General features: G+C 68.1%; 18 protein-coding genes. 8 read left to right on the top strand and 10 right to left on the bottom strand.

The features are described 5' to 3' along the window. Positions 1-117 precede the first annotated feature (117 nt). Together HH110_RS05745 and HH110_RS05740 are read left to right on the top strand one after the other, a co-directional pair. Positions 118-717 (top strand): TetR/AcrR family transcriptional regulator, encoded by a 600-nt coding sequence (locus tag HH110_RS05745; protein ID WP_176988767.1) that lies wholly within the window; start codon positions 118-120, stop codon positions 715-717. 93 nt (positions 718-810) lie between these two features. After that, positions 811-1,503 carry a type 1 glutamine amidotransferase domain-containing protein gene (locus HH110_RS05740; RefSeq protein WP_176988766.1) on the top strand — a complete coding sequence of 231 codons (693 nt, stop codon included), beginning with the start codon at positions 811-813 and terminating at the stop codon, positions 1,501-1,503. Positions 1,504-1,520: 17 nt separating this feature from the next. Here the strand turns inward: HH110_RS05740 and cueR are convergent, their stop codons facing one another. The 4 genes from cueR to HH110_RS05720 form a co-directional block, all read right to left on the bottom strand. Further along, positions 1,521-2,021, bottom strand: a complete 501-nt coding sequence (gene cueR / locus HH110_RS05735) for a Cu(I)-responsive transcriptional regulator (RefSeq protein WP_176988765.1) — start codon at positions 2,019-2,021, stop codon at positions 1,521-1,523. Then, complete coding sequence (locus tag HH110_RS05730) at positions 2,018-4,558, bottom strand: heavy metal translocating P-type ATPase (RefSeq protein WP_176988764.1); 2,541 nt, start codon at positions 4,556-4,558, stop codon at positions 2,018-2,020. Before HH110_RS05730 ends, cueR begins: the two co-directional genes overlap by 4 nt. A 119-nt stretch (positions 4,559-4,677) precedes the next feature. Continuing rightward, entirely contained in the window at positions 4,678-5,988 is a 1,311-nt protein-coding gene (locus tag HH110_RS05725) for a sorbosone dehydrogenase family protein (RefSeq protein ID WP_176988763.1), read from the bottom strand. After that, a complete protein-coding gene (locus tag HH110_RS05720; protein ID WP_176988762.1) occupies positions 5,985-6,401 on the bottom strand; it encodes a DUF2231 domain-containing protein in 417 nt (138 codons plus the stop codon). Before HH110_RS05720 ends, HH110_RS05725 begins: the two co-directional genes overlap by 4 nt. Positions 6,402-6,524: 123 nt before the next feature. Here HH110_RS05720 and HH110_RS05715 point away from each other — a divergent pair, with 123 nt between their 5' ends. Further along, the gene (locus HH110_RS05715; RefSeq protein ID WP_176988761.1) at positions 6,525-7,652 is read left to right on the top strand and encodes an alpha/beta fold hydrolase; all 1,128 of its coding nucleotides are present in this window, start codon (positions 6,525-6,527) and stop codon (positions 7,650-7,652) included. A gap of 47 nt (positions 7,653-7,699) precedes the next feature. On the opposite strand, the gene HH110_RS05710 is transcribed toward HH110_RS05715, so the two are convergent. Continuing rightward, a complete protein-coding gene (locus tag HH110_RS05710) occupies positions 7,700-8,638 on the bottom strand; it encodes a LysR family transcriptional regulator (RefSeq protein WP_176988760.1) in 939 nt (312 codons plus the stop codon). Positions 8,639-8,786: 148 nt separating this feature from the next. On the opposite strand from HH110_RS05710, the gene HH110_RS05705 reads away from it, so the two are divergent. After that, a complete protein-coding gene (locus tag HH110_RS05705) occupies positions 8,787-9,944 on the top strand; it encodes an alkene reductase (RefSeq protein WP_176988759.1) in 1,158 nt (385 codons plus the stop codon). Positions 9,945-9,963: 19 nt separating this feature from the next. Here the strand turns inward: HH110_RS05705 and HH110_RS05700 are convergent, their stop codons facing one another. Beyond that, a complete protein-coding gene (locus tag HH110_RS05700) occupies positions 9,964-14,766 on the bottom strand; it encodes an ATP-dependent helicase (RefSeq protein WP_176988758.1) in 4,803 nt (1,600 codons plus the stop codon). 248 nt (positions 14,767-15,014) lie between these two features. Here HH110_RS05700 and HH110_RS05695 point away from each other — a divergent pair, with 248 nt between their 5' ends. From HH110_RS05695 to HH110_RS05685, 3 genes are all read left to right on the top strand, one after another. Beyond that, positions 15,015-16,802, top strand: a complete 1,788-nt coding sequence (locus tag HH110_RS05695) for an FAD-binding oxidoreductase (RefSeq protein ID WP_176988757.1) — start codon at positions 15,015-15,017, stop codon at positions 16,800-16,802. Between the two features lie 298 nt (positions 16,803-17,100). Continuing rightward, positions 17,101-17,766 (top strand): T6SS immunity protein Tdi1 domain-containing protein, encoded by a 666-nt coding sequence (locus HH110_RS05690; RefSeq protein WP_176988756.1) that lies wholly within the window; start codon positions 17,101-17,103, stop codon positions 17,764-17,766. A 135-nt stretch (positions 17,767-17,901) separates the two neighbouring features. Continuing rightward, positions 17,902-19,797, top strand: a complete 1,896-nt coding sequence (locus HH110_RS05685; RefSeq protein WP_176988755.1) for a DUF885 domain-containing protein — start codon at positions 17,902-17,904, stop codon at positions 19,795-19,797. A gap of 77 nt (positions 19,798-19,874) precedes the next feature. Here the strand turns inward: HH110_RS05685 and HH110_RS05680 are convergent, their stop codons facing one another. The 4 genes from HH110_RS05680 to HH110_RS05665 form a co-directional block, all read right to left on the bottom strand. Further along, positions 19,875-20,414, bottom strand: coding sequence for a DUF4136 domain-containing protein (locus HH110_RS05680; RefSeq protein WP_176988754.1), 540 nt, complete (start codon positions 20,412-20,414; stop codon positions 19,875-19,877). A 78-nt stretch (positions 20,415-20,492) separates the two neighbouring features. Beyond that, entirely contained in the window at positions 20,493-20,900 is a 408-nt protein-coding gene (locus tag HH110_RS05675) for a response regulator transcription factor (protein ID WP_176988753.1), read from the bottom strand. 115 nt (positions 20,901-21,015) lie between these two features. Further along, on the bottom strand, positions 21,016-21,666 hold the full coding sequence (locus HH110_RS05670; protein ID WP_176988752.1) for a response regulator transcription factor: 651 nt from the start codon (positions 21,664-21,666) through the stop codon (positions 21,016-21,018). Positions 21,667-21,866: 200 nt separating this feature from the next. Beyond that, positions 21,867-22,838 (bottom strand): AraC family transcriptional regulator, encoded by a 972-nt coding sequence (locus tag HH110_RS05665; protein WP_176988751.1) that lies wholly within the window; start codon positions 22,836-22,838, stop codon positions 21,867-21,869. Positions 22,839-22,957: 119 nt separating this feature from the next. Between HH110_RS05665 and HH110_RS05660 the strand changes: the two genes are divergently transcribed. Continuing rightward, positions 22,958-24,745 carry an ATP-binding protein gene (locus tag HH110_RS05660; protein ID WP_342589225.1) on the top strand — a complete coding sequence of 596 codons (1,788 nt, stop codon included), beginning with the start codon at positions 22,958-22,960 and terminating at the stop codon, positions 24,743-24,745. Positions 24,746-24,761: the final 16 nt, after the last annotated feature.

Raw genomic sequence — 24,761 nt, 5'->3', positions numbered from 1 at the left:
GCATCATGCGCCAAGGAAGTGCAGGTTGGATCTCAGTATTTCTACCGTCTAGCGCGCGGCCGGCATCGCCCTATCCGGCACTAGACGACCGGTCTAATCAGGCGTACAGTCCCTCCCATGAACTCCACCTCCGCCACCTCCCCCGTCCGCGACACGATCCTGGCCACCGGCCAGCGGATCATGGGCGCCAAGGGCTTCTCCGCCGTCGGCCTCAATGAAGTGCTCGCGGCGGCGGGCGTCCCCAAGGGCTCGTTCTACCACTACTTCGCCTCCAAGGAGGCGTTCGGCGAGGCGCTGCTGGAGGACTACTTCACCGCCTATCTCGCCGACATGGAGCGCATCTTCCGGCAGCCCGGGCAGACCAAGGCCGAGCAGCTGGAGACGTATTTCGCTGCATGGCAGGACAGCCAGTCGTTCGAGGATTGCCAGGGCAAGTGCCTGGCGGTGAAGCTCGGTGCGGAAGTCGCCGACCTGTCCGAGGCCATGCGGGCCGCCCTCCAGCGCGGCACCACCGGGATCACCGATCGTCTGGCGCGTGCGCTTGAAGCGGGCGTCGTCGACGGATCGGTGACGCTCCAGGACCCGCCCGATGCGGTGGCGCGGCGCCTGTACCAGCTGTGGCTGGGCACCAGCATCATGGTCAAGATCGCCCGCACGGCCCGCCCCTTCGACGATGCCGTGGCGTTGACTGCGCGGATGCTGCATACCGCCCCCTGAGCAGGGGATGTTCCAGGCACGTCCCACGACGTGTTTTTTCTCGGCCTCATCACTAGACGACCAGTCTAATCAAACCCCCACAGGAGCCTCATCATGAAAGTCCTCATCGTATTGACGTCCCACGACGAACTCGGCAACACCGGCAAGAAGACCGGCTTCTGGCTGGAAGAGCTGGCCGCGCCCTACTACACCTTCAAGGATGCCGGCGCCGAGATCGTGCTGGCCTCGCCCAAGGGCGGGCAGCCGCCGCTGGATCCCAAGAGCAACGAGCCCGACTTCAAGACCGACGCCACCCGTCGTTTCGAAGCCGATGCGGACGCCAACGCACAGCTGGCCGACACCGTGCGCCTGGACAGCGTCTCGCAGGCCGACTTCGATACCGTGTTCTATCCCGGCGGTCATGGCCCGCTGTGGGACCTGGCCGAAGACAGCCACTCGATCGCGCTGATCGAAGCCTTCATCGCCGCCGGCAAGCCGGTTGCGCTGGTCTGCCATGCCCCCGGCGTGCTGCGTCACGTCAAGAGCACCGAGGGCACCCCGTTGGTCCAGGGCAAGAAGGTCACCGGCTTCACCAATACCGAGGAAGCCGGCGTCGGCCTGACCGAGGTGGTGCCCTTCCTGGTCGAAGACATGCTCAAGGCCGCGGGTGGCGACTACTCGCAGGGCCCGGACTGGGGCTCGTACGTGGTCAGCGATGGGCTGCTGATCACCGGCCAGAACCCGGCCTCGTCCGCCGAAGCCGCGGCCGTGCTGATGCAGACGCTCGCCTCTGCCAACCAGGCCTGATCACCGGCGGACGTCACTCAGGAGCGTCGCTTCCGCGCCGATACCCCGCGTGAGGACACGGGGGTATCGGCCCCGAACAACGGCGTCCGGCGTGCCTTCCTGGACGCCGGCGCGTCCGATGCGCCGGCGACGGGCTCGGCCAGGTCGGCGATGATCGGGCAATCCGGCCGGTCATTGCCATGGCAGTGCTCGGCCAGATGCTCCAGGGTCTGCACCATCGCCTGCAGCTCGGCGATCTTGGCCTTCAACCCGCCCACGTGGGACAGCGCCACCGCCTTGACGTCGGCACTGGCGCGCTCGCGATCCTGCCACAGCACCAGCAGTTCGCCGATCTGCTCGACCGAGAAACCCAGATCGCGCGCGCGCCGGATGAAGCGCAGGCTGTGCGCGTCCTGCGGGCTGTAATGGCGGTAACCCGCCTCCGAGCGGGCCGCCGGAGGAATCAGCCCGATCTGCTCGTAGTAGCGGATCATTTTGGCCGACACGCCCGAGAACGTCGCTGCCTCCCCAATATTCATCGTACGGTCCTCATCGCGCCTGCCTCCACGCCGGTACCCAGCGTATCGGCCTGCATCGGTGCATGGAAGCGCTTGAGCCGCAGCGCGTTGCCGAGCACGAACACACTGGACAATGCCATCGCCGCCGCGGCGAAGATCGGTGAGAGCAGCGTGCCGTTGAACGGGTACAGCAGGCCCGCGGCCACCGGGATCAGCACCGCGTTGTAGGCGAAGGCCCAGAACAGGTTCTGCTTGATGTTGCGGATGGTCGCCTTGCTCAATGCGATGGCATTGGGCACGCCACGCAGGTCCCCGGACATCAGCACCACGTCGGCGGCCTCGATCGCCACATCCGTGCCGGTGCCGATCGCCAGGCCGACATCGGCCTCGGCCAGGGCCGGTGCGTCGTTGATTCCGTCGCCGACGAAGGCCACCTTGGCGCCGCCCGCGCGGAAACGCTTCAACGCCGCGACTTTGCCGTCCGGCAGTACTTCGGCCGCTACTTCATCGATGCCGAGCTGGCGGGCGATCGCCGCCGCGGTGGCGGCATTGTCGCCGGTGATCATCGCCACCTTCAGGCCGAGCGCGTGCAGCGCCTGGATCGCGGCCGGCGTGCTCTCCTTGATCGGATCGGCCACTGCGATCACGGCCGCCAGACGACCATCGATGGCGGCATACAACGGGCTCCTGCCCTGCTCGCCCAGCTGCTGGGCGGTGGCGCGGAAGGCGGCGACATCCAGGCCGAGCTGGATCATGTAGCGGTCCGCGCCAACCGCGACGCTGCGGCCGCCGACACGCGCCGACACGCCGAAGCCGGGCACGGCCTCGAAACTCTCGATGGGAGCCAGGGCAAGACCGCGCGCCTTGGCGGCCGCCACGATGGCCTCGGCGATCGGATGCTCGGAGCGGGTCTCCACTGCGGCGACCAGCGCCAGCACCTCATCCGAGGTGAAACCGGCGGCCGGCTCCAGGTCGGTCAGTTCCGGACGACCCTTGGTCAGCGTGCCGGTCTTGTCCAGCGCAATCACGCTCACATCGCGCAGGGCCTGCAGGGCTTCGCCCTTGCGGAACAGCACACCCAGTTCGGCGGCGCGACCGGTGCCGACCATGATCGAGGTCGGCGTGGCCAGCCCCATCGCACAGGGGCAGGCGATGATGAGCACCGCGACGGCATTGACCAGCGCAAAGGTCAGCGCCGGCGCGGGGCCGAACACCAGCCAGACCAGGAAGGTGAGCGCGGCCGCGGCCATCACCGCCGGCACGAACCACATCGTCACCTTGTCGACCAGCGCCTGGATCGGCAGCTTGGAGCCCTGCGCCTGCTCGACCAGACGGATGATCTGCGCGAGCACGGTGTCTCCGCCCACCTTGGTGACACGGAAACTGAAGGCACCGGTCGTGTTGAGGGTGCCACCGACGACCTCGGCACCCACGGCCTTGGCGACCGGTACCGGTTCGCCGGTGATCATGCTTTCGTCCACGTACGAGGATCCTTCGACCACCGCACCGTCCACCGGCACCTTCTCGCCCGGGCGGACCAGCACGATGTCGCCGCGCGTGACCTGTTCGAGCGGTACTTCGACGGTGTCACCGCCGCGCTGCACGCGCGCGGTCCGCGCCTGCAGCCCGACCAGGCGCTTGATCGCCTGTGAGGTGCGGCCCTTGGCCCGCGCCTCCAGCGTGCGGCCGAGCAGGATCAGGGTCACGATCACCACGGCCGCCTCGAAGTAGACGTTGGCGGTTCCCGGCGGAAGTGCGCCCGGCGCGAAGGTGGCGACCACCGAGTAGCCATAGGCCGCCGCGGTGCCCAGCGACACCAGCGAGTTCATGTCCGGCGCGCCACGCAGCAGCGCCGGCACGCCCTTGCGGAAGAAACGCAGGCCAGGCCCGAACAGCACCAGCGTGGCCAGTGCGAACTGCAGATACCAGCTGGTCTGCATTCCCAGGGTGTGCATCACCCAGTGGTGCATGGCCGGCACCAGATGCGAGCCCATTTCCAGGATGAACACCGGCAGGGTCAGCGCGGCGGCGAGCACCAGGGAGCGGCGCAGCGCGCGCGCTTCCCCTTCGCGGCGTTCCTCCTCCTGGTCGCCGGCCGCAGCGGTGCTGACGGTGACGGCGCGCCCGGTATAGCCGGCCTTTTCCACGGCGGCCTCGAGATCGGCGACGGACACGGTCCCGGCCAGATGGCGTACCTGGGCGCGCTCGGTGGCGAGGTTGACGCTGGCGGCGATCACGCCGGGCACCTGCCCGAGGCTGCGTTCGACGCGGCCGACACAGGAGGCGCAGGTCATGCCCTCGATGCTCAGTTCAGTGCTGTCTTCCCGCACGGTGTAGCCCGCACTCTCGATGGCGCGTACGGCGGCAAGCGGATCGGCCGTGCCGATGAAACCGAGGTCGGCGCGCTCGGTGGCGAGGTTGACGGAGGCGCTCATCACGCCGGGCACCGCGGTGAGCGCACGCTCGACCCGGCCCACGCACGAGGCACAGGTCATGCCCTCGATGGGCAGGCTCAGGCGGCTGATCGGCGCACCGGACCGGGAAGCAATGGAAGACATGGGGACAGTCCTTGGGGTGAGGTTACCTGCCACCCTAAAGGTTCCCATCATGGGAAGGTCAAGCGTCATAACGGGGACGGAGGGGATTATTAATTCCCTCCGTCCCCATTAATGGAGCGTTACGGCGCGGGCGTGCCGTCGGGGGTGACGCGCCAGATCGTGTTGGAGAGGTCGTCGGCGACGATCAGGGCGCCGCGCGGGTCGACCGAGACGCCGACCGGGCGGCCGCGGGTCTTGCCGTCTTCGCCGAAGAAGCCGCTTACGAAATCGATCGGCTCGCCGGCCGGGCGACCATTGCTGAAGGGCACGAACACCACCTTGTAGCCGACCGGTGGATTGCGGTTCCAGCTGCCGTGCTCGCCCACGAAGACGCCATCGGCGAACTGCGTGCCCATCACCGGCGACGAGAACGCCACGCCGAGTGCGGCGACATGCGAGCCCAGCGCGTAGTCCGGTGCGATCGCCGAGGCGACCTTTGCCGGATTCTGCGGCATCACCCGGCGATCCACGTTCTTGCCCCAATAGCTGTAGGGCCAACCATAGAACCCGCCCTCCTTCACCGAGGTAAGGTAATCCGGAACCAGGTTCGGGCCGATTTCATCGCGTTCGTTGACCACCGCCCACAGCGTGCCGGTGCCCGGCTGGATCGCCAGCGCGGTGGGATTGCGGATGCCGGTGGCGTAGTCCTTGTGCGCGCCCGTGGCCACATCGATCTGCCAGATCCGCGCACGGTCGATTTCCACCGCCATGCCACGCTCGGTGATGTTGCTGTTGGAGCCGATGCCCACATAGAGGTAGCGGCCATCGGCACTGGCGGTCATCGCCTTCGTCCAGTGATGGTTGATCGCCGCGGGCAGGTCGGTCAGCTTGACCGGGGCCGCGGCCGCCTTGGTCTGGCCGTCCTGGTAGTCGAAGCGCACCACGGCATCCTGGTTGGCCACGTAGATCGCATTGCCGATCATCGCCAGGCCATACGGCGCGTTGAGCTTGTCGGCAAACACCGTCTTCAGTTCGTAGGTGCCATCGCCATCGGCATCGCGCAGCAGGGTCAGGCGGTTGCCGCTCTTGACCGCGGTATTGCCCTTGGCCTTGATCTTGCCGGCGATGACGTCCTTCGGTTTCAGATTCGGTGCGCTGCCGCCCCGGCCTTCCGCCACCAGGATGTCGCCGTTGGGGAGGACCAGCGTCTGCCGCGGAATGCTCAGATCCGTGGCGATCGCCGAGATCCGATAGCCCTTGGGCACCGTCGGCAGGGTGTCGCCCCACTGGGCCGGCTTGGCGATGGTCATGTCGGGCATCAGCCCGCGATGCGGCTTGGGCATCTCCGGGTTGCCGCCGTACTGCTCGAGCTCGGGGGCCTTGCCGCTGCAGGCCGCCAGCGCGACCGCAAGCGCGGACACCGAGAGGATCCGGATCGTCTGGCGGCTCATCGGACACCTCCCACGCGCAGGCTGGACAGTCCCACCCAGGTCGCGATCAACGCCAGCACCGTCAGGATCACCGAAAGCACCAGCCCGGCCGGCATCACCGCCCACGCATCGCGGGCGTGGTGCAGGCAGTTGATGAAGCCCACGCCCCAGATCACGGCCAGCAGCACCACATACACCAGGTTGCGGCTGCGACGGACCAGGCCGACGATCCCGCACAGCAGGGCCAGCGTGGTCATCACCATGGCCCCGATCAGCAGCCAGGAGGCGAAGTTGGCCCATTGGATCTCATACGAGCTCCAGTAAGCGTAGTCCGCCAGCAGCGCGCCGAGGAACAGCGGCAGCACGCCACCCAGCACAGCGGCGTGGTACGGATGGATGACCCATGATCGGGTCAGGACAACGGTCGAAGCCATGGTGGTCTCCTGGTGAGGGGTCGAAACTCTCTCGATCCTGCCAGTGGGCGCGTGATGGGGGTGCCGATGGCCTGCGCGCATGACACACTCGCCGGCCACTGCACCGCACCGGGTCACCCGCCGATGAAACGCCTGCTTTGGAGTCTGTTGGGCCTCGCCCTCGCGGGACTGTCCGCTTCTGCGTTCGCGTCACCGCCGTCACCGCCGTCACCGCACAACCGCGCCGAAGCGGTCGCCATCGTCAAGGAACTGCGGCGCGTGGTGAGCGATAACGGGGTGGAGCGGCTGGAAACCGTCCGCATTGGTGGCATCGACCAGGCGGTCTCGATCCGCGGCAACGACCGCCGCAATCCGGTGCTGTTGATGCTGCACGGCGGACCGGGCTGGGTGGCGATGCCCACCAGCTGGTACTTCCAGCGCGGCTGGGAAGAGTATTTCACCGTCGTCCAGTGGGACCAGCGCGGTGCCGGGAAGACCTACGTCGCCAGCGATCCCGCTGCCGTGGCACCGACCATGACGCGCGAACGCATGATCGCCGACGCCGAGGAGATGGTGGCCTGGCTGCGCAAGGAATTCGGCAAGGACAGGATTTTCGTGCTGGGCCACTCGTGGGGCAGCTACCTCGGCGTGGAACTGGCACAGCGCCGACCGGACTGGCTGCATGCCTACATCGGCATCGGCCAGATATCGAACGCGCCCGAGAGCGAACGCCGGGGATGGCGCTGGACCCTGCAGCAGGCCGAGCGCGACGGCAATGCCGTGGCGGTCGCCGAACTCCAGGCACTGGCGCCCTACGCCGTCGGCAACGCCCCGGTGCCGCTGCAGCGGCTGTTCCAGCAGCGCAAGTGGCTCAACCACTATGGCGGCATGGTGCACAACCGTCGCGGTGGCGATGCCGAAGCGGCCGGCGTCCGCCTGTCACCCGAGTACACCGATGCCGATGTCGCCGGCATGTGGAAGGGCAATGACTTCTCGATGGAACATCTGCTGTCCGGCGCCCTGACGCTGGACCTCACCAGCCGGCGCAGTTTCCAGACGCCGATCTTCCTGTTCCTGGGACGCCACGATCACAACGTCTCCTCCGAACTGGCGGCGGCCTGGTTCGACACGATCACCGCCCCGGACAAACAGCTGATCTGGTTCGAGCAGTCCGCGCATGAAGTGATGATCGAAGAGCCGGGCAAGACCTTGTTGACGCTGGTGCAGCAGGTCCGCCCGATCGCAGCGCGTGCGGGAGACGTCGCGCCCTGAGTGCCGGCACCCGACACCTGACAGCGCATTCCAGCTCCGGCGCTGTATCACCGTCCCCGCGTGTCGGCACGATCCCAGTACGGTGGCGAGCCGATCGCATCGGTGAGGAATGCCGAGACTTCGCGGACCTTGCGCGAGCGCAGCTTGTTTTCCGGTGACAGCAGCTGCAGATGGACGCGCTCGGACTGCGGCGAAAACTCCCAGTCGTCGAGCAGCGTGACCATGTGTCCGCCCTGCAGGGTTTCCGGGTTGAACAGCCAGGTCGGGAACATCACCACGCCGCGCCCCGCGAGCGCGGCCGCGAGCAACGCTTCGGCGTTGTTGCTGCGCAGGGGCCCGGTGACGTTCAAGGCCTTGAACGGCACGTCGGGCGTAGCGCGGAAGTACCACTTCTGGATGCCCAGCTGGCCTTTGTAGACCAGGCACTGATGCTGCAGCAGATCCTCCGGGCGTTCCGGCGTGCCGTGCGCGGCCAGGTAGGCCGGGCTGGCGGCAAGCAGGTTCCGGTGCGGCGCGATGACCTTGCCGATCAGGCCGGAGTCGACCAGCGGGCCCACCCGGATGGTGATGTCCACCCCCTCCTGCACGGGATCGATCAGCATGTCGGTGAGGGTGAGCTCCACGAGGAGCTCCGGATACCTGGCCTGCAGTGTGTTGACGATCTGGGCGATGTGCAGCCGCCCCAGTGATTCGGGGGCGTTGATGCGGATCAGCCCCCGCAGGCCGGCATCGCGGCCTTCCAGCTGTTCGACCGCCTCGTCCAGCAGGTCGACCGCATCGCGCACCTGCAGGTGGAAGCGCTCGCCGGCCTCGGTCAGCCGCACGGCGCGCGTGCTGCGGTAGAACAACTGCTGCCCGACATCCTGCTCAAGGGCCGCGATGAAGCGCGATACCGACGACGCCGGCACCCGGTAGTGGCGCGCCGTGGCCAGGAAGCTGCCGGTGGCGGCGACGGTGAGGAAATAGCGGAGGGCTTTGAGCTGCATGGCGGGGCCTCGGCGTCTGAATTGCGATTCCAGCAATAGTAATTTGTCTCAAGGCCGGATTGTGGCGGTTATCGCACGCCCATACGATGAGGTCACGCGCATGGCGGATCGCCATGCCCTCCCCCCCCTTCCCCCATCTGGACTCCCCATGAGCGCCCTTTTCGACACCTTCGACCTCGCTGGTCTGCCCCTGCGCAACCGCGTGGTCATGGCCCCGCTGACCCGTGCCCGTGCCCCGCACGATGCCGCCGATGAGCGCACCGCGCTCTATTACGCCCAGCGCGCCACCGCCGGCCTGATCGTCAGCGAAGGCACCCCCATTTCCCGCGAGGGCCAGGGCTACCTGTTCAACCCCGGCATCTTCACCGCCGAGCAGATCGCCGGCTGGCGCCTGACCACCGATTCGGTCCACGCACTGGGCAGCCGGATGTTCGCGCAGATCTGGCATGTCGGCCGGGTCTCTCACCCGACCATCCAGGCCGATGATGCGCTCCCGGTCAGCGCCAGTTCGCGCCTGCCGGTCGGCGCGCAGGCGTTCGGGTACGACGAGCACGGCCAGCCCGCGCTGGTGGCCTCGCCGGCCCCGCGCCAGTTGCAGACCGAGGAGATCGCGCGCATCGTCGCCGACTTCGCGCAGGCGGCCGCCAATGCCATCGACGCCGGCTTCGATGGCGTGGAAATCCACGGGGCGAACGGCTACCTGCATGAGCAGTTCATCAATCCGCGGGTGAATGACCGCAGCGATCAGTACGGCCCGCAGACGCTGGAGAACCGCCTGCGCTTCACCCTCGAGGTGATCGATGCCGTGGTCGCGCGCATCGGCGCCTCGCGCACTGCCATCCGCCTCTCGCCGTATGGCCAGCTGTTCGACATGCCGCTGTACCCGGAGATCGACGCGACCTACACCGCGCTCATCCAGGCAATCGGTCAACGTGGCCTGTCCTATGTGCATCTGATGGACCAGTCCGGCTTCAAGGTCGGCCAGAAGTCGGTCGATGGCGCGGGCGATTCGGGTTTCGGCGGCCTGCTGCGCACGCTGAAGCCGCACCTGCCCGGCACCGCGCTGATTCTCGCCGGCGGCATGACCCGCGCGCGCGCCGAGCAGTTGATCGATGCCGGCGTGATCGATCTGGCCGCCTTCGGCACCGGCTTCATCAGCAACCCGGACCTGGTGGCACGCCTGCAGAACGGCTGGCCGCTGGCGCCGGCCGATCGCGAGACGTTCTATGGTGGCGGCGCCGCTGGCTATATCGACTACCCGGCGTACGTTGCTGCACGCGAAGCCGCGACCTCCCAGGCGGCCTGATAGATTCGAAACAGCGCGCTCATCCCTCCCAACCCACTCCTTTCGGCGCGCTGGAGAAGCCCGCCGAACGGAGTGCGTCCATCAGGCCATCACGTCGGGCCGGCGCATCATCGATCAGCTCCACGGTGAACGAGGTGCGCCGGCCCCGCCGCAGTGCGCTGGCCAGCGCCTGCGCCGTGGCAGCCGTGGTGCCTGCCAGGGACACATCGTCCGCATCGAAGAACGTCAGCAGCTGGCGGCCCCCCTGGGCCAGGTACATCAGCAGCCGCCCACCCCCGATCACAACCAGGGCGCCGGCGCGGCGCACCGGCCGCACGCGCGAGCCGTGCACCGGCCAGGGCAGCACGGTCCCGAACGGATTGGCCGGATCGACCGCGGACAACCCGACGGCGACCTCGGCAGCACCGGGCCGCAGGGACTCGGCGATGCCGCGCAGCCGATCCACGATCAGGCGGTCAGCGAACTGCGCCCCGCCCAGCCCTTCCACGAAGCGGCCGCGCAGCACGCGTCCCGCATCCTCCATGCCCCGATAGACCTGTTGCAGGGCCGGGAAGCCGCCCGCGATGCCTTCGGCCACCGCGGCGCCACGGGTCACGATGCCGTGCCGGTCCAGCAGGCCGTCGGCCAGCGCCACCGCGCGTACCGTGTCGCTGATCGCCTCGCGCTGCAGCAGCGACCAGCGCCCGGCCAGGGTGGGTGCGGCGAAACTGGCGATCACTGCCGACGCACCGTCGGCCAAGGGCGTCTCCCCCATCGGGATGCCACGGAAGCCCCGCCCACGCCGGGACGTGCGCGCGACCCGCGGCCGTGGCGCGCGCGCGCCGGACATGCCGCGCAGCGGTGCCCACAGATCGGTGCTCAGATAGCCCGACCAGGCCAGGTCCCACAGCGCGGCGTGCAGCTGGTCGGCGCTGATATCCATGGGCGGCGTGCCGGCCCGCGCCCAGTGACTGCCCACCGCCGTGACCAGCTGGCGCGCGAAGTACGCGCCGCCGTCGGCCAGCACCTGCAGCAGCGCCTCCTGCAAGGGCGACAGCGCGGCCGAGACCGGGAGCGACGGAAGCGTCTCGGCGGCGACCTCCTGCAGATGCAGAGAGACCAGCCCGTCCTCATCGCCCAGCCGCCCATGCCCGGCCCACACCACGGTCCCGGTGGCGAGCAGCTCATCGAGCATTGCCGGGGCGTAATCGACCACGCGCGCCGGGAAAATCTGCTGCTCCCAGACCGACACCGGCAGCGCCACCCCGGCCAGCAGCTCGACCACGCGCAGCACCCCGTCGATACCCTCCAGCGCGCCCGCGCCACGGGGTGCGCTGCCACGCGCGGCCTGTTCGGCGTCGGCGAGCACGCCATGGCGCTCCAGCAGCAGCAAGGCATACGCCTCGCGCGCGACCGGCCGGGTCGCCTCGCGGGCCTGCTGCAGCGAGCGCATCCGCAGCCGACGGAACACCGTTTCGCCTACCCATTCGTGGCGGGCCAGCGGCGTCCGCCCGGTCATGGCCGCAGCGGAGCGTGCATCCCGGCGGGCCACACCGAAGCTGCCCTTGAGCAGCTTGCCCTGCGCCTCCAACGCCGCCAATGCCACATCGACGACGGCTACGCCGAGCCCGAACGCGGTGGCGGCCTCCGCCGTGGTGAACGGCGCATGCGTGCGTGCGTATCGGGCGAGCAGTTCGCCCAGCGGGTCCACCGACGGCTGCAGGAACACCGCCGGCACGTCCGTCGGCAGGCCGACGCCGAGGGCATCCCGCAGGCGCCCGGCATCCTCGATGGCCGCCCAGTGCACACCGCCGGCGATCCGGACCTGGAAGGCGCGCCGCTCATCGACGAGGGCGGCCAGCTCAGGCGCGGGATCGGTATCGACCAGTCGCAGCGCCAGCGCTTCGTCGGTGAGGGGCCCCAGCTCGCGCAGCAGGTCGGCGATCCCTTCCCTGCCGCGCGCCCGCCGATCAGGCGCCCGCCTTTGCAGCTCATCGCCCACCTGCTCGACCACGGCCGCATCAAGCAGTTCGCCGAGGTCGACCTGGCCGAGCAGATCGCCGAGCAGGCCGCTGTCGAGGGAGAGCACCGAGGCGCGGCGTTCGGCCAGCGGTACATCGGTGCCGTACATGAACTCGGCGACATACCCGAACAGCAGGTTCGCCGCGAACGGGGATGGCACCTCGGTGGTGACATCGGCGATCGCCACGCTGCCTTCGGCGAGCCGCTGCATCAGGGCATCCAGCGCGTCCAGATCGTAGACATCCTGCAGGCACTCGCGCGCGGTCTCGATCAGGATCGGGAACTCCGGATAGCCCTGCGCGATGGCGAGCAGTTCACCGGCGCGCAGGCGCTGCTGCCACAGCGGCGAGCGGCGGCCGGGCGTACGCCGCGGCAGCAACAGCGCGCGTGCGGCACATTCGCGGAAGCGCGCCGCGAACAGGGCCGATCCGCCCACTGCACGGGTGACCTCCCGGCGCAGCCGCTCCGGCTCGAACAGGAACAGCTCCGCGCCCGGCAGGCGCCCCTGTGCGTCGGGCAGACGCGCGATGATGCCGTCGTCGCTGGCGACCACCGCCGGATCCACACCCCAGCGTTCGCGGATGCGCGCGGCCACCGCCAGCGCCCACGGATCGTGCACGCGCCGCCCATACGGCGAATGCAGCATCAGCCGCCAGTCACCGGCCTCATCGCGGCAGCGCTCCAGCACCAGGCTGCGATCGGTGGGCAATACGCCGGTCGCCTCGCGCTGTTCGGCCAGCAGCCCGGCGATGTTGGCGATCGCGTTGTCGGCCAGCCCGGCCGCCTGCAGCCGTTCGCGCAGTGCAGGCGCAATTCCCTCGTCCCCGTCGTCCGCCACCACGGCGTCGAGCGCGCCGATGAAGGCGCCCACCGCCTCGCCCAGCTCGGCGGGCCGCCCGACCCCCTCACCGCGCCAGAACGGCAGGCGCGCCGAACGGCCCGGCGCCGGGGTGACGACGACCTGATCGTGGGTGATCTGTTCGATCCGCCACGAGGTCGCGCCCAGGGTGATCACGTCGTTGACCCGCGATTCGTGGACCATCTCCTCATCGAGCTCGCCGACGCGGCGCGACCCGGCGCGTTCCTCGCCTTCCGGCAGCACTACGCTGAACATGCCGCGGTCCGGAATGGTCCCGCCGCTGGTGACCGCCAGCTGCTTCGCACCCGGGCGCGCGCTCAGTTCGCCGGTGACCCGGTTCCAGACCAGGCGCGGCCGGAAGCCGGCGAAATCATCGGAGGGATAGCGCCCGGCCAGCATGTCCAGGGTGGCATCGAAGGCGCTGCGGGGCAGCGACCGGTACGGCGCGGCGCGGCGAACGCGTGCATACCAGGCCTCCACGTCCAGCGTCTCCATCGCGGCGGCGGCCACTGTCTGCTGGGCCAGCACGTCCAGCGGGTTGCGCGGCGGGTCGATGGCTTCGATCTCGCCGGCCAGCATGCGCTCCACCGCCACGGACGCGTCGATCAGGTCGCGCCGCGTGCGCGGGTAGACCAGGCCCGTCGAGATGCCCCCGACCTGGTGGCTGGCGCGCCCGACCCGCTGCAGCGCGCTGGCCACCGAGGGCGGTGCGGCGACCTGGATCACCAGGTCGACCAGGCCCATGTCGATGCCCAGCTCCAGGCTGGAGGTCGCCACCACGCAGCGCAGTTCGCCGGATTTGAGCGCCTGTTCGATCTCGCGGCGCTGTTCCTTGGAGACCGAGCCGTGGTGCGACCGCGCGATCAGCGTCTCCGCACCGGCGGCCCGTCCGGCGGTGCCGCCATTGAACGAGCCGTAGTGCTCGGGCGCGGGCGCCGCTGTCGGGGTCTGCGCCGGGACCTGGCCGCGGGCGACGCGGTCGGCGTACAGCTCGTTCAAGCGTGCGGTCAGCTTTTCGGCCACGCCCCGCGAGTTGGCGAACACGATCGTGGAACGCCGCGCCAGCACCTGGTCCAGGATGCTGGCCTCCACATGGGGCCAGATCGAGCCAATCCGCCCGGAGGCCGGTGGCGCATCGGCCGCGGCAGGGTGTGGCGGAATGTCGGCCATGTCCTCCACCGGCACCACGATGCGGACATCCAGGGCCCGTTGCGAAGGAGGATGGACCACGGTCACCGGGCGGTCGCCGCCGAGGAACCGCGCGACTTCTTCGACCGGTCGCACCGTGGCGGACAGCCCGATGCGCTGTGCCGGCGCCCGCAACAGGGCGTCCAGCCGCTCCAGGCTCACCGCCAGATGGGTGCCACGCTTGCTGCCGGCCACCGCATGGATCTCATCGATGATCACGGTATGGACGTCGCGCAGGGTCTCGCGCGCCTGCGAAGTGAGCATCAGGAACAACGATTCGGGCGTGGTGATCAGGATATCGGGCGGACGCCGCAGCAGCCGCGCGCGCTCCGCCGTGGTGGTGTCGCCGGTGCGGATCGCGACCGACAGAGTGACCGCCGGGTCGCCGCGCCGCTCACGTTCGGCGCTGACGCCCTGCAGGGGTATCTGCAGGTTGCGCTGGACATCGGCGCCGAGGGCCTTGATCGGCGAGAGATACAGCACACGGGTGCCGCGCTTCTTGGGCGCCAACGCCTCCGGCTGCGCACCGCCCGGCTGCTCATTGTTGGGATGCTCACCGCTGCGGAACAGCTGGTCGATCGCCTGCAGGAACGCGGCGAGGGTCTTGCCCGAACCGGTCGGCGCGATGACCAGGGTGTGCTGGCCGGCGCTGATCGCCGCCCAGGCCTGCGCCTGTGCCGGGGTCGGGGTCGCGAACGCCGCCGTGAACCAGTGGCGCGTAGCGGGAGTGAAGGCAGCCAGGGAATCGGGCGTGGGGTCGTTCGGGGTCGGCATGGATCCGGGTGTCGTGGGACGGTCGCCCGGCATGGGCCGCGAGCGCAAGGGAACCAGACTAGGGTATGCCGCGTAGGGCATGCGTCAACCGGCCTCCATCGCGTCGCAGCTGCCTGGCACCGGTCGCCCCTGGCCCGCCACCACTCGTCCCTTCATCCCCGGAATTCGGCCCCAGGCCACGGCTGGCGGGCCTCCACGGGACCACACTGGCCGGCATCGAACACGGCACTGCCACAGGAACCACCCCGATGAAACGACGCGATTGCCTCAAGGCCGGACTGACCCTGCCGCTGCTGCCGATGCTGCTCAAGGCCGGGCCCGCCGTCGCGGCCGGTGCTGCCCGGGTACGTCCAGGCACCGCGGCCTGGCCTGCCGCCGCCGCGTGGGAGCGGCTGTCGCGTGCGGTCGGCGGCCGTCTGTCGGTGCCGCAGTCGCCGTTCCTCGCGGACGCCGCCACCCGCGCCGCGGCGCTGGAGCAGCTGCAGAATCCGTTCTACCTCGGCGACCAGCCCGCACTGACCCAGACCAGCGGCTACTTCGGCGCGTGGCGTTCGGTGCCCAGCGCCAAGGTGGTCGCCGCCTCCAACAGTGCCGATGTCGCCGCCGCGGTGAACTTCGCGCGGACCCATCGCCTGCGGCTGGTGGTCAAAGGCGGCGGGCACAGCTACCACGGGACGTCCTGTGCGCCTGATTCGCTGCTGGTCTGGACCCGCGCGATGAACCAGGTCGAGCTGCACGATGCCTTCGTCGCCCACAACGCCCGCCCGGGCACCGCACCGCAGCCGGCGGTCAGCGTGGGTGCCGGGGCGATGTGGATCGATGCCTACGATGCGGTCACCAGCCGCGGTGGACGCTATGTCCAGGGCGGCGGCTGCACCTCGGTAGGCGTGACCGGACTGGTCACCGGCGGCGGCTTCGGCAGTTTCTCCAAGGCCTATGGCACGGCCGCGGCCAGCCTGCTCGAAGCCGAGATCGTCACCGCCGACGGTCAGATCCGCATCGTCAACGCCGACAATGACCCCGAACTGTTCTGGGCCCTGAAAGGCGGCTGCGCGGCGAGTTTCGGGATCGTCACCCGGATGACGCTGCGCACCCATGCCCTGCCCGACACCTTCGGCGGCGTCTCCTGCCAGATCCAGGCCAGCGACGACGCCAGCTGGCAGGCCCTGGCGGCGGAGATGCTGCGCTTCTACCGCGACACGCTGTGCAACGCGCACTGGGGCGAGCAGTTCACGTTCAAGGACACGCGGCGGCTGTCGATCTCGATGGTATTCCAGGGCCTGTCGCGCGACGCGGCCGAAGCGACCTGGACGCCGTTCCTGGACTGGGTCCGCGCCCGGCCGGCCTACACCATCACCGAACCCTTGCAGGCGCTGGCGATGCCCGCCCGCGACATGTGGAACGCGGATTTCTTCCGCGAGCATGCCCCCGCGCTGATCGCCGAGGACACCCGCGAGGGCGCCGCCTCCCGGCACATGCTGTGGAAGGGGGACCAGGGTCAGGTCGGCTGGTTCCTGCATGGCTACGCCTCGGCCTGGCTGCCCTCCTCCCTGCTGGACGATGCCCGGCGCACGCAGGCGGCAGCAGCCATCTGCGCGGCCGCCGAGCACATGGATGTCGGCATGCACTGCAACAAGGGCCTGTTCGGCGCGCCCGCGGCGGCGCTGGCGGCCAGCCGCGAGACCGCCACCCATCCGGCGGTGCTGGATGCCTTCGCCCTGGCGATCATCGGCAACGCCAGCGGGCCGGTGTATCCGGGCCTCGGCCTGAACGTCGATGAGCCCCGTGCACGCCGCGGCGCGTTGAACGTCGCGCGCGCCTACCAGGCACTGAGCGTGGTGGCGCCGTCGGCGCCGGCCTATGTCTCGGAGAGCGACTACTTCCAGAAAGACTGGCAGCAGGCATTCTGGGGACCGAACTACCCGCGGTTGCAGGCGGCCAAGCGCCGTTACGATCCGCAGGGTCTGTTCGTGATCCACCATGGTGTCGGCAGTGAAGACTGGAGTGCGGACGGCTTCGAGCGTGTCCGCGGCTGAAGGCTATAGGGCAGTGCCGGAATGGCCGATAACGTCACCACTGCCAAACGGGGCACATGTAGGTTGCGCGCCGCTATGCCGCAGTTTTCCGGGACCGAGGTGGGCGTGACCCTTCACGCTCCTCCTGCGTCCGCAGTGCCGAACTGAAAGAGTGCGCTGGCGTGGCACACTCCGTGCGCGGCAGATACCGCCTGCGATCGCCACATCTAAAGAGCCAATATCCGTAATCAGCATGAGCCTTTCAGTTGAATCACGATGAGCATGGTAAATCTCAAGCCACAGAGAGCGGTGCAATAAAATGGACAAGCTGACTGAATTCATCACCAGTGAATATGGGAGTCCGACGGCGTATAGCCCCCTAAGCACTGAAGAGCTAACGGCCCTACCCAGCTCGTTGCCCGCAGAACTATCTCATCTCTATCGAGAATTCGGCCGCTTTACTCTCCAGAGTGGGCGCTTGCAGGTATGCCATCCGCATGACCTGAAGGGCGTATTGTCCGTCGCGCTTGGGGGCGACAGGGACTTTAACGAAGGCAACTGTCACGCCTTTGCATACTCTGCATTTGGAACAGTCTATTTTTATCAGGACATTTATGGATGCGGCGATTTGGATTTGATTGAGGGGCAGCTGCACAGTGCACCATTCACATCCAACCAAGAACCACAAAACCCTGGCAATACGGTATTTCTTCCCTTCCTGATGGATGACGACTCACTTGACTATTACGACACCGAAGACCGGCCGCTTTTCTCGCGTGCAAGGAGAAAACTGGGGGCCTTGGATATCGACGAATGCTATGGATTCGTGCCGGCAATCTCTCTGGGGGGAGAGCCCCGAATGGAAAATCTACGGAAATTGAAAGCCAGGGAGCACTTCTCCATCCTTTCCCAGAGTCAAGACATCCAACTGATAGGTTCTTCCGGCTACGGGGAATCAGCCAAGATTCGCCGTATAGGGGCATAGCTAATCGCCTTTGACCGTCACGCGGGGCCGCTCTTCCGAGTTCTGCCGCCTGCGCAGCCGTGACGATCCGCAGGTGCGGCCACCCCTGCGCTGGCGTAGCCTGCGCGCAGCCCGCCCGCCAACGGAGATCGCCCTGTGATTCCGACCACGTCCGCCCGCCGTTTCCCCGCCGTGCTCGCCCTCGCGATCGCAGCCGCCCTGACGCTTCCCTCGAACCGGGCGCAGGCGCAGGCGCCGCCCTCCGCCAGCGCCCCGGCAGCCACCTCGTTCAACGCCCTGCTCGATGCGCAGACGATGGCCGCGATCAACGCCGATCCGGAACTGCGCACGATGCTCGGCATCAGTGGCGATGCCGCCGGTGATCTGTCCGGCCAGCTGACCGACGTCTCGCTGGCCCGGCGCGAGATCAACCGCCGCTTCCTGGTCGACAACCTCGCGCAGATCCGTGCGTGGAAAGGCCCGCCGCTGGATCCGCAGCAACGGCTCAGCGACGGGCTGGCGCGCTGGTTCTACCAGACCCAGATCGATCTGATGGCCGTGCCGTGGGCCGCGGCCTGGTTGCCGGTCGGCGGCAGCACTTACGCCGTGGACCAGTTGTTCAGCCTGCCGGTCAACCTGCCGCAGTTCATGGACAACCAGCATGCGGTCACTGACGAGACCAGCGCCCGTCATTACATCGCACGGCTGCAGGCGATGGGCCCCAAGCTGGACCAGGTCCGGGCCAACGCGGACATGCAGGCCCGCCTGGGCGTGGTACCGCCCGAGGTAGCGCTGGAGGGCGCGGCCAACCAGTACCGTGCCCTGCTGAAACCGGCGCCGCAGGACAGCCTGTGGGTGCAGTCATTGCAGCGCAAACTGGACAAGGTGCCCTCGATCCCCGCGTCCCGGCGCGCTGAACTGATCGCACAGGCGACCACGGCGGTGCGCGACGCGGTGAACCCGGGCTATCAGCGCCTGCTCGACAACGTGCAGGCAACACTGGCGACCCATCCCGGCAACAAGGGCGTGTGGGCACTGCCGGACGGCAAGGCGTACTACGATGCTGCGCTGCGCTGGTACACCAGCACCGACCTGGATGCCGATGCGATCCACCAGATCGGGCTGCGCGAAGTGGCGCGGCTGGACACGAGCATGGATGCCCGCCTGAAACAGCTCGGGCTGCGCGACGGCAGCGTGGCCACGCGCATCGCGCAGCTGCGCAAGGACCCGCGTTACCTGTACGAGGACAGCGACGCAGGGCGCGCTCAGCTGATCGGCGACATCGAGCAGCGCCTGCGCGACCTCGATCCGATCCTGCCGACCTACTTCGGCCACCTGCCGACACAGAAACTGCTGGTGCAGCCGGTGCCCGCGCACATGCAGGCCACCTCGCCGGGCGGCTATTACTACCCGCCGGCGATGGATGGCTCGCGCCCGGGCACCTTCTTCATCAACCTGGGCGACATCAGCTCCAACACGCGCTGGAGCATTCCCACCCTCACCTATCACGAGGGATCGCCGGGCCATCACTTCCAGATCTCGATCGGCCAGACCCTGACCGACCTGCCGATGCTGCGCCGCAGCCTCAATCCCAGCGCCTTCAGCGAAGGCTGGGCACTGTATGCCGAACAGTTGATGACCGAGGCCGGCGTGTACCGCGATGACCCCGCCGGTGACCTGGGCCGCCTGCAGGCCGAAATGTTCCGCTCGGTGCGGCTGGTGGTCGATACCGGTCTGCACCGCAAACGCTGGACGCCCGAGCAGGCCGTCGCCTACATGGAGGAGAAGACCGGCATGACTCCGGCCGACGTCCGCATCGAGGTCAACCGCTACCTGGTGCAGCCCGGCCAGGCCTCGTCCTACAAGATGGGCCAGCTGCGGCTGCTGGAACTGCGTGAGCACGCCCGCAGGGAACTGGGCGACCGATTCGACATCCGCGCCTTCCACGATCTGATCCTGGGCAATGGGGCAATGCCGATGACCGTGGTCAGCCAGGCCGTGGACGCGTGGATCGCCGCGGGTGGACCTACAACGACTGCCCCAGCTCGATGAACAGCACGTTCGGCCGCCCGCAGTGACGACGGCCCGCGCTCGCGAACACGTACGCGAGCAGGAGCGCCGCCCACCCGTCAACGGCCAGCGGTGGCAGCGGGCGGGAAGCCAGCGAGCATCTTGTCCAGGGCGGTCTCCACCGCAGCGTTGATCTTGTCCGGCGATGAAGGCACGGTGCTGCTGGCCGTGCCGCGCCACACGGCCTGCTTTGTGCGCGTATCGAACATATCCAGCACCAGCGTGCCTACTTCGTAGGTACGGACAGTCGTGGTCGCGTTGCCCATGCCCCCGCCCCAGCCACCGCGCCAGCCCCATCCGCCCATGCCGGTCCCGCTGTAGAAGGTGTCAAGCGTCTGCTTCCGGTCAGTGACGGTGTGTGCGGCGAGCGCGATGTCGCCCTGCGGCACCTCGCGCAGGCCTTTGGCCTGCAGTCTGGCATTGATGCCATCGACGATGCGTTGTTGCACCAGGGGCGAGCCAGCCGTTGGCTTGACCGCCCAGCTGTAGGTTCTGTACGCGCCGAAGTTGGCGGCCGGATCGAAATCGGTGTTGACGGTCGGTGTGGATGCACAGGCAACCAGGCTGGCCGCGACAACGGCGATGCAGAGCGCTTTCATGACATGAGCCTCCCAGGTATGAACCGAATGACGCACTGCGGTCGCAGGCGTCCTGCTACAGCCAGTGACTCTCTGCGATCAGCTCCTGCGCGGGCCACGTAATGATCGCGAGACGAACGACTCACCCTTCACAGCGGCCGCAACCGCCTCAAGCAGGTCATCACCTGCATCGGACTTGAGCACATAGCTGCACGCTCCCAGGGCCATTGCCTGCGACACCATCTGCGGCGCGGCGTGCACGGTGATGAACACCACACCAAGAACGGGGCGCCGCAGTCGAAGCCGGCGTGCGGCCTCCAGTCCATCCAACTCCGGCATGCCAATATCCGTCACCACCACATCGGGCAGCATCGTCTGTGCTGCCTGCACCAGTGAAGCCCCGTCCTGCACGAGCCCGATCACCTGGAAGTGCTCGGCAAGCAGCCCGCGCAGCTGGCGTCCCATCGCGCACCCATCTTCGGCCAGCAGTACCCGTACCGCGTTCATCGCACTCGCCTGCTCGACACCTGTCCTGATGGTGCGACCGGACACCGGACGCTCGCAAGGGAAAAACCACCGCGAGCGGGCAAGTAAATCTACTGGCTGCACACGGCCAGGCTGCTCAGGGGCGGATCAGGCCCTCCAACTGGGCCTTGCGCACCAGCTCCAGCGTCCCGTGAACCCCCAGCTCCTGCATGATCGCGTACTTGTGCGATTCGATGGTGCGCACCGATACCCCCAGCGCGTAGGCAATCTGCTTGGAACGCAGGCCACGGCCGACGTATTCCAGGATGCGCAGCTGCTTGTCGGTCAGCGCATGCTGTCGGCGCCCCGACGACACGATCGCATCCACCGCCAGGCTGGGCGTGACATAGGTGTGGCCTTCCATCACGCCATGGATCGCGCGCACCAGTTCGTCGCCGGCCGCGCTCTTGAGCATGTAGCCACGGGCACCGGCATGGATCGCCTCGGCCGCGAGGCTGGACTCGTCGTGCATGGTGAGAAACAGAAACGGCGTCAGGCAACCTTCGCTGCGCACCTGGCGCATCACCTCAAGGCCGCTGATGCCGGGCATGCTGATATCCGAAACGACCATATCCGGCGTTTCGCGGCGGAGGGTGGCCAGCAGCTGCTCGCCGGACGACACCAGCACGATCGAGTCAAAACAGTCCATCAACAAGCGTTCGATGCCTTGGGCCACGAGCCTGTGGTCGTCGGCGACGACGACACTGCCGAATGGCACAGACCTCCTCTGCACGCACGAGACGCCCATTGCCTGCCTCCGTTCGCTGCGATAGCCCCCGTGCACCCGTCGCTGCAGCCACCATCGCCAGGTTCGTCATCGGCAATGCGCCACGACAAGCCTTCCCGATGCGTCTGCAGCGTGCCGAACATGCGAGTGGCTGCGTGACGGGGCCGTGATGTCATGCACGCGATGTCGTGCGCGCTGCGGCCCACGGCTCAGGTCACGATTCAGCGTCGCAAGGTGTCTCGAGGACATTCCCCGAAGACAGTGCGGTACAGCAGGGAGAAGCGGCCCAGATGCCCGAAGCCCAGCCGCAGGGCTATCTCCGTCACACTCCCCGACGCATCTGCCTGCAGCAACGCGATGCGCGCACGGTTCAAACGGGCCACCTGGTGCCAGTGACACGGCCCATGTCCGTAGGCATCACGAAACAGACGTTCGAGCTGGCGTTCGCCCACGCCCAGCGCGAGCGACAGGGCCGCGCTGTCGAACGGCCGGTCCAGATGGGCTTTGAGATGGTTCTCGGCCCGCCGCACCACGGCATCGCGGTGGCGTTCGATCCAACTGCCCTCCCCACGTCGTTCCGGTCCGGCATCGGCGGCACTGACCGCATCCACGAACGCCCCCAGCAGCAGCGCCGACTGCGCTGCCAGCTGTTCCGGCGTGATCAGGCCCTGCCAGTGGGCGGCCGCTTCCAGTGCCCTGGACACGCCGTAACGCAGCGCCTGCCCGTGCGCCGGGTCGGCAGCGCGACTGCACCAGCCACTGCGTGGAAGACGCAGTTCGCGGCCCACCCGCGCGACCGCCTCGCGCTGCAGGACCTCACGCGCAATCAGGAGAACGGCCCACTGCCACCCCCCGGGCCCCGGACGCACATTGAGCTCGCTGTCCTCGGCGAACACCATCACCTGGCCCGCCGGAATCCAGCGCCCGTTGGCCCACATCGGCTGCCGGCAGGACACGGCCATTGCCAAGGCGATCAACCCTTTACCAAAACTGCCGCTGGCGAAAATCGGCAGCGTGTAGGTGCCGCTGTCCAGGCTGAACTCTGGAAAGACCAGCCGCTGCAGGCACGCTCGAAAGTGCCCGGCGGCCAGCAGGCGCTGTTCGAACCGGGTGTCGCGCACCACCCCCAGCAACGCATCGGCATCGAATCCATCGACGACGAAGCGGCTGTACGGGGCCATCGGTTCGTCCATGCCAGTTCCTCGAACGGGTCGGAAAGCGGATAGCGCGACGGGGGACAAGCTGCTTACATCGGCGCGATTGTGGGGCGGAAACATCATCGCGACAAGCGGTGTCACCCTGCCCCGCAAGCATGAAACGCATCACATGGAGACTTGTCCAAGGGGTGCTCGCGCCACCCGGGACGGGTCCCGATCCGAAGCCTCTTCACGCACCGGCCGAGGTCTACGTGCACGTCAATGCGACCGTGACGCACATCGCCCCCGTCGACAGCGCCCGTGCAGCACCGCCGGACGGAGCGGTCAGCCCCGCCGCCTCCACGCGAACATCACCTGCGCTTCGCATCACATTCACGCATGTCCTGCCGCTGCTGATTGGTTGCCTGCTAGGCCAGTTGCTGCCGACGCTGGCGCAGATGCCGGGCTTCCGTCTGCACGTGCTGTGGATTCCAGGACCGCTCTTGATGGGCTGGTTGCTGTTCACCCCGCGCCCGCAGTGGCGCACGTGCATCCTCGCGGCCGCGGTCGGCACCGTGCTGGCGTTCGTGCTGGTGCCGTTCGTCGGGCTGAGTGGGCTGGTGGCCAGTGCCGGTGAACTGGCCCTGGTGGCCGCCGTAGCCTGGCTTTTACTGCGCTGGCGCGCGACCGGTTCCGCGCTGGAGGGATTCCGCGACATCTCCCTGTTCATCGCACTCAGCTGCATCGCGCTTCCCGTGTGCGTGGCGTGGTGGCAGATCATTGTCTTTCCCGGCGAGCCCCGCGGACTGGCATCGGGCATGCTGCTCACGCGACTGCTGTGCAGCAGCGTGAGCTACCTGCTGATCGTGCCGACGGTGGTCAACATCGCGCGGGTGCTGCAGTCGCCGGAACGTCGCGCCGGCTGGCGTTGGCGTACCGTCGCCATCGCCGTGCTTCTGTCGGGGGCGCTTGGCGTGATCTGGGGCATGGACTGGGCCGAGGGGGTGATGACCCCGTTGCTGGTCCTGGCCCCCATCCCGCCGCTGATCTGGGCGTTGATCGTGTTCGGGGTCAGCGGCGCGGCGGTCTGCATGCTGGTCGTGGCGGTGCTGGCGATGCAGTTGAGCATGGCCGGCGCGGGACCGTTTGCCTTCTGGACACCCGAGCGCAACCTGATCACCGCCCAGGTGTGGACCCTCGGCACCAGCTGCGCCCTGCTGTTCCTTGGCGCGCTGTCCGAGCAGAAGCTGTCCAATCACCTGAAACTGCAGCAGGCCTATCGCCGGCTGGGTGAGGTGACCGGGCGGATGCTGGTGGTGCAGGAAGAAGAGCGCACACGCATCGCGCGCGACCTGCATGACGACGTCAACCAGTCGCTTGCCGCGATCTCGATCTGCCTGAGTACGCTGCGCAACCAGATTCCCGAAGCCGAACGCCACAGCGTGGTCGAGCTCCAGGAGCAATTGCTGACAGTATCCAATGACATCCGGTCGATCTCCCACGAACTGCATCCGAGCATCCTGCGTTTCACCGGCCTGGCCAGTGCGCTCGATGCGTTCTGCATCAAGCGCAATGCACGTGGCGCGCTGCGCGTGCGATGCCGGATCGAAAGCCCGCCCCGGCTCGGTGACGACCGCGAGCTGAGCCTGTTCCGGATCGTGCAGGAAGCGGTGAACAACGTGGACAAACACGCGCATGCCAGTACCGCCCACGTCCTGGTGACGGTGCGCGGCGAGCAGCTGCTGCTGCGGGTCGACGACGATGGCATCGGCATGCCGGTAGCGGGCAGTACGCCGGCGGCGCCGGGGCTGGGCATGATCAGCATGGAAGAGCGTGCACGGCTGTTGGGCGGCAGCCTGCGGATCGGTTCCAGCCCGCTCGGCGGAACCCGTGTCGAAGTGCGCTTTCCGGTGGGCGATGTGGCGACCGACCTGCCGCCGCTGCGCGTTCCCGCGCACCCGTAAGCACCTTGGGGCGGAG

The sequence above is a fragment of the Stenotrophomonas sp. SAM-B genome (genome assembly GCF_013387485.1).
Classification (GTDB): domain Bacteria; phylum Pseudomonadota; class Gammaproteobacteria; order Xanthomonadales; family Xanthomonadaceae; genus Stenotrophomonas; species Stenotrophomonas maltophilia_AA.
The sequence above is the reverse complement of the archived record's forward strand: the minus strand, read 5'-3'. Positions and strand labels throughout refer to the sequence as shown.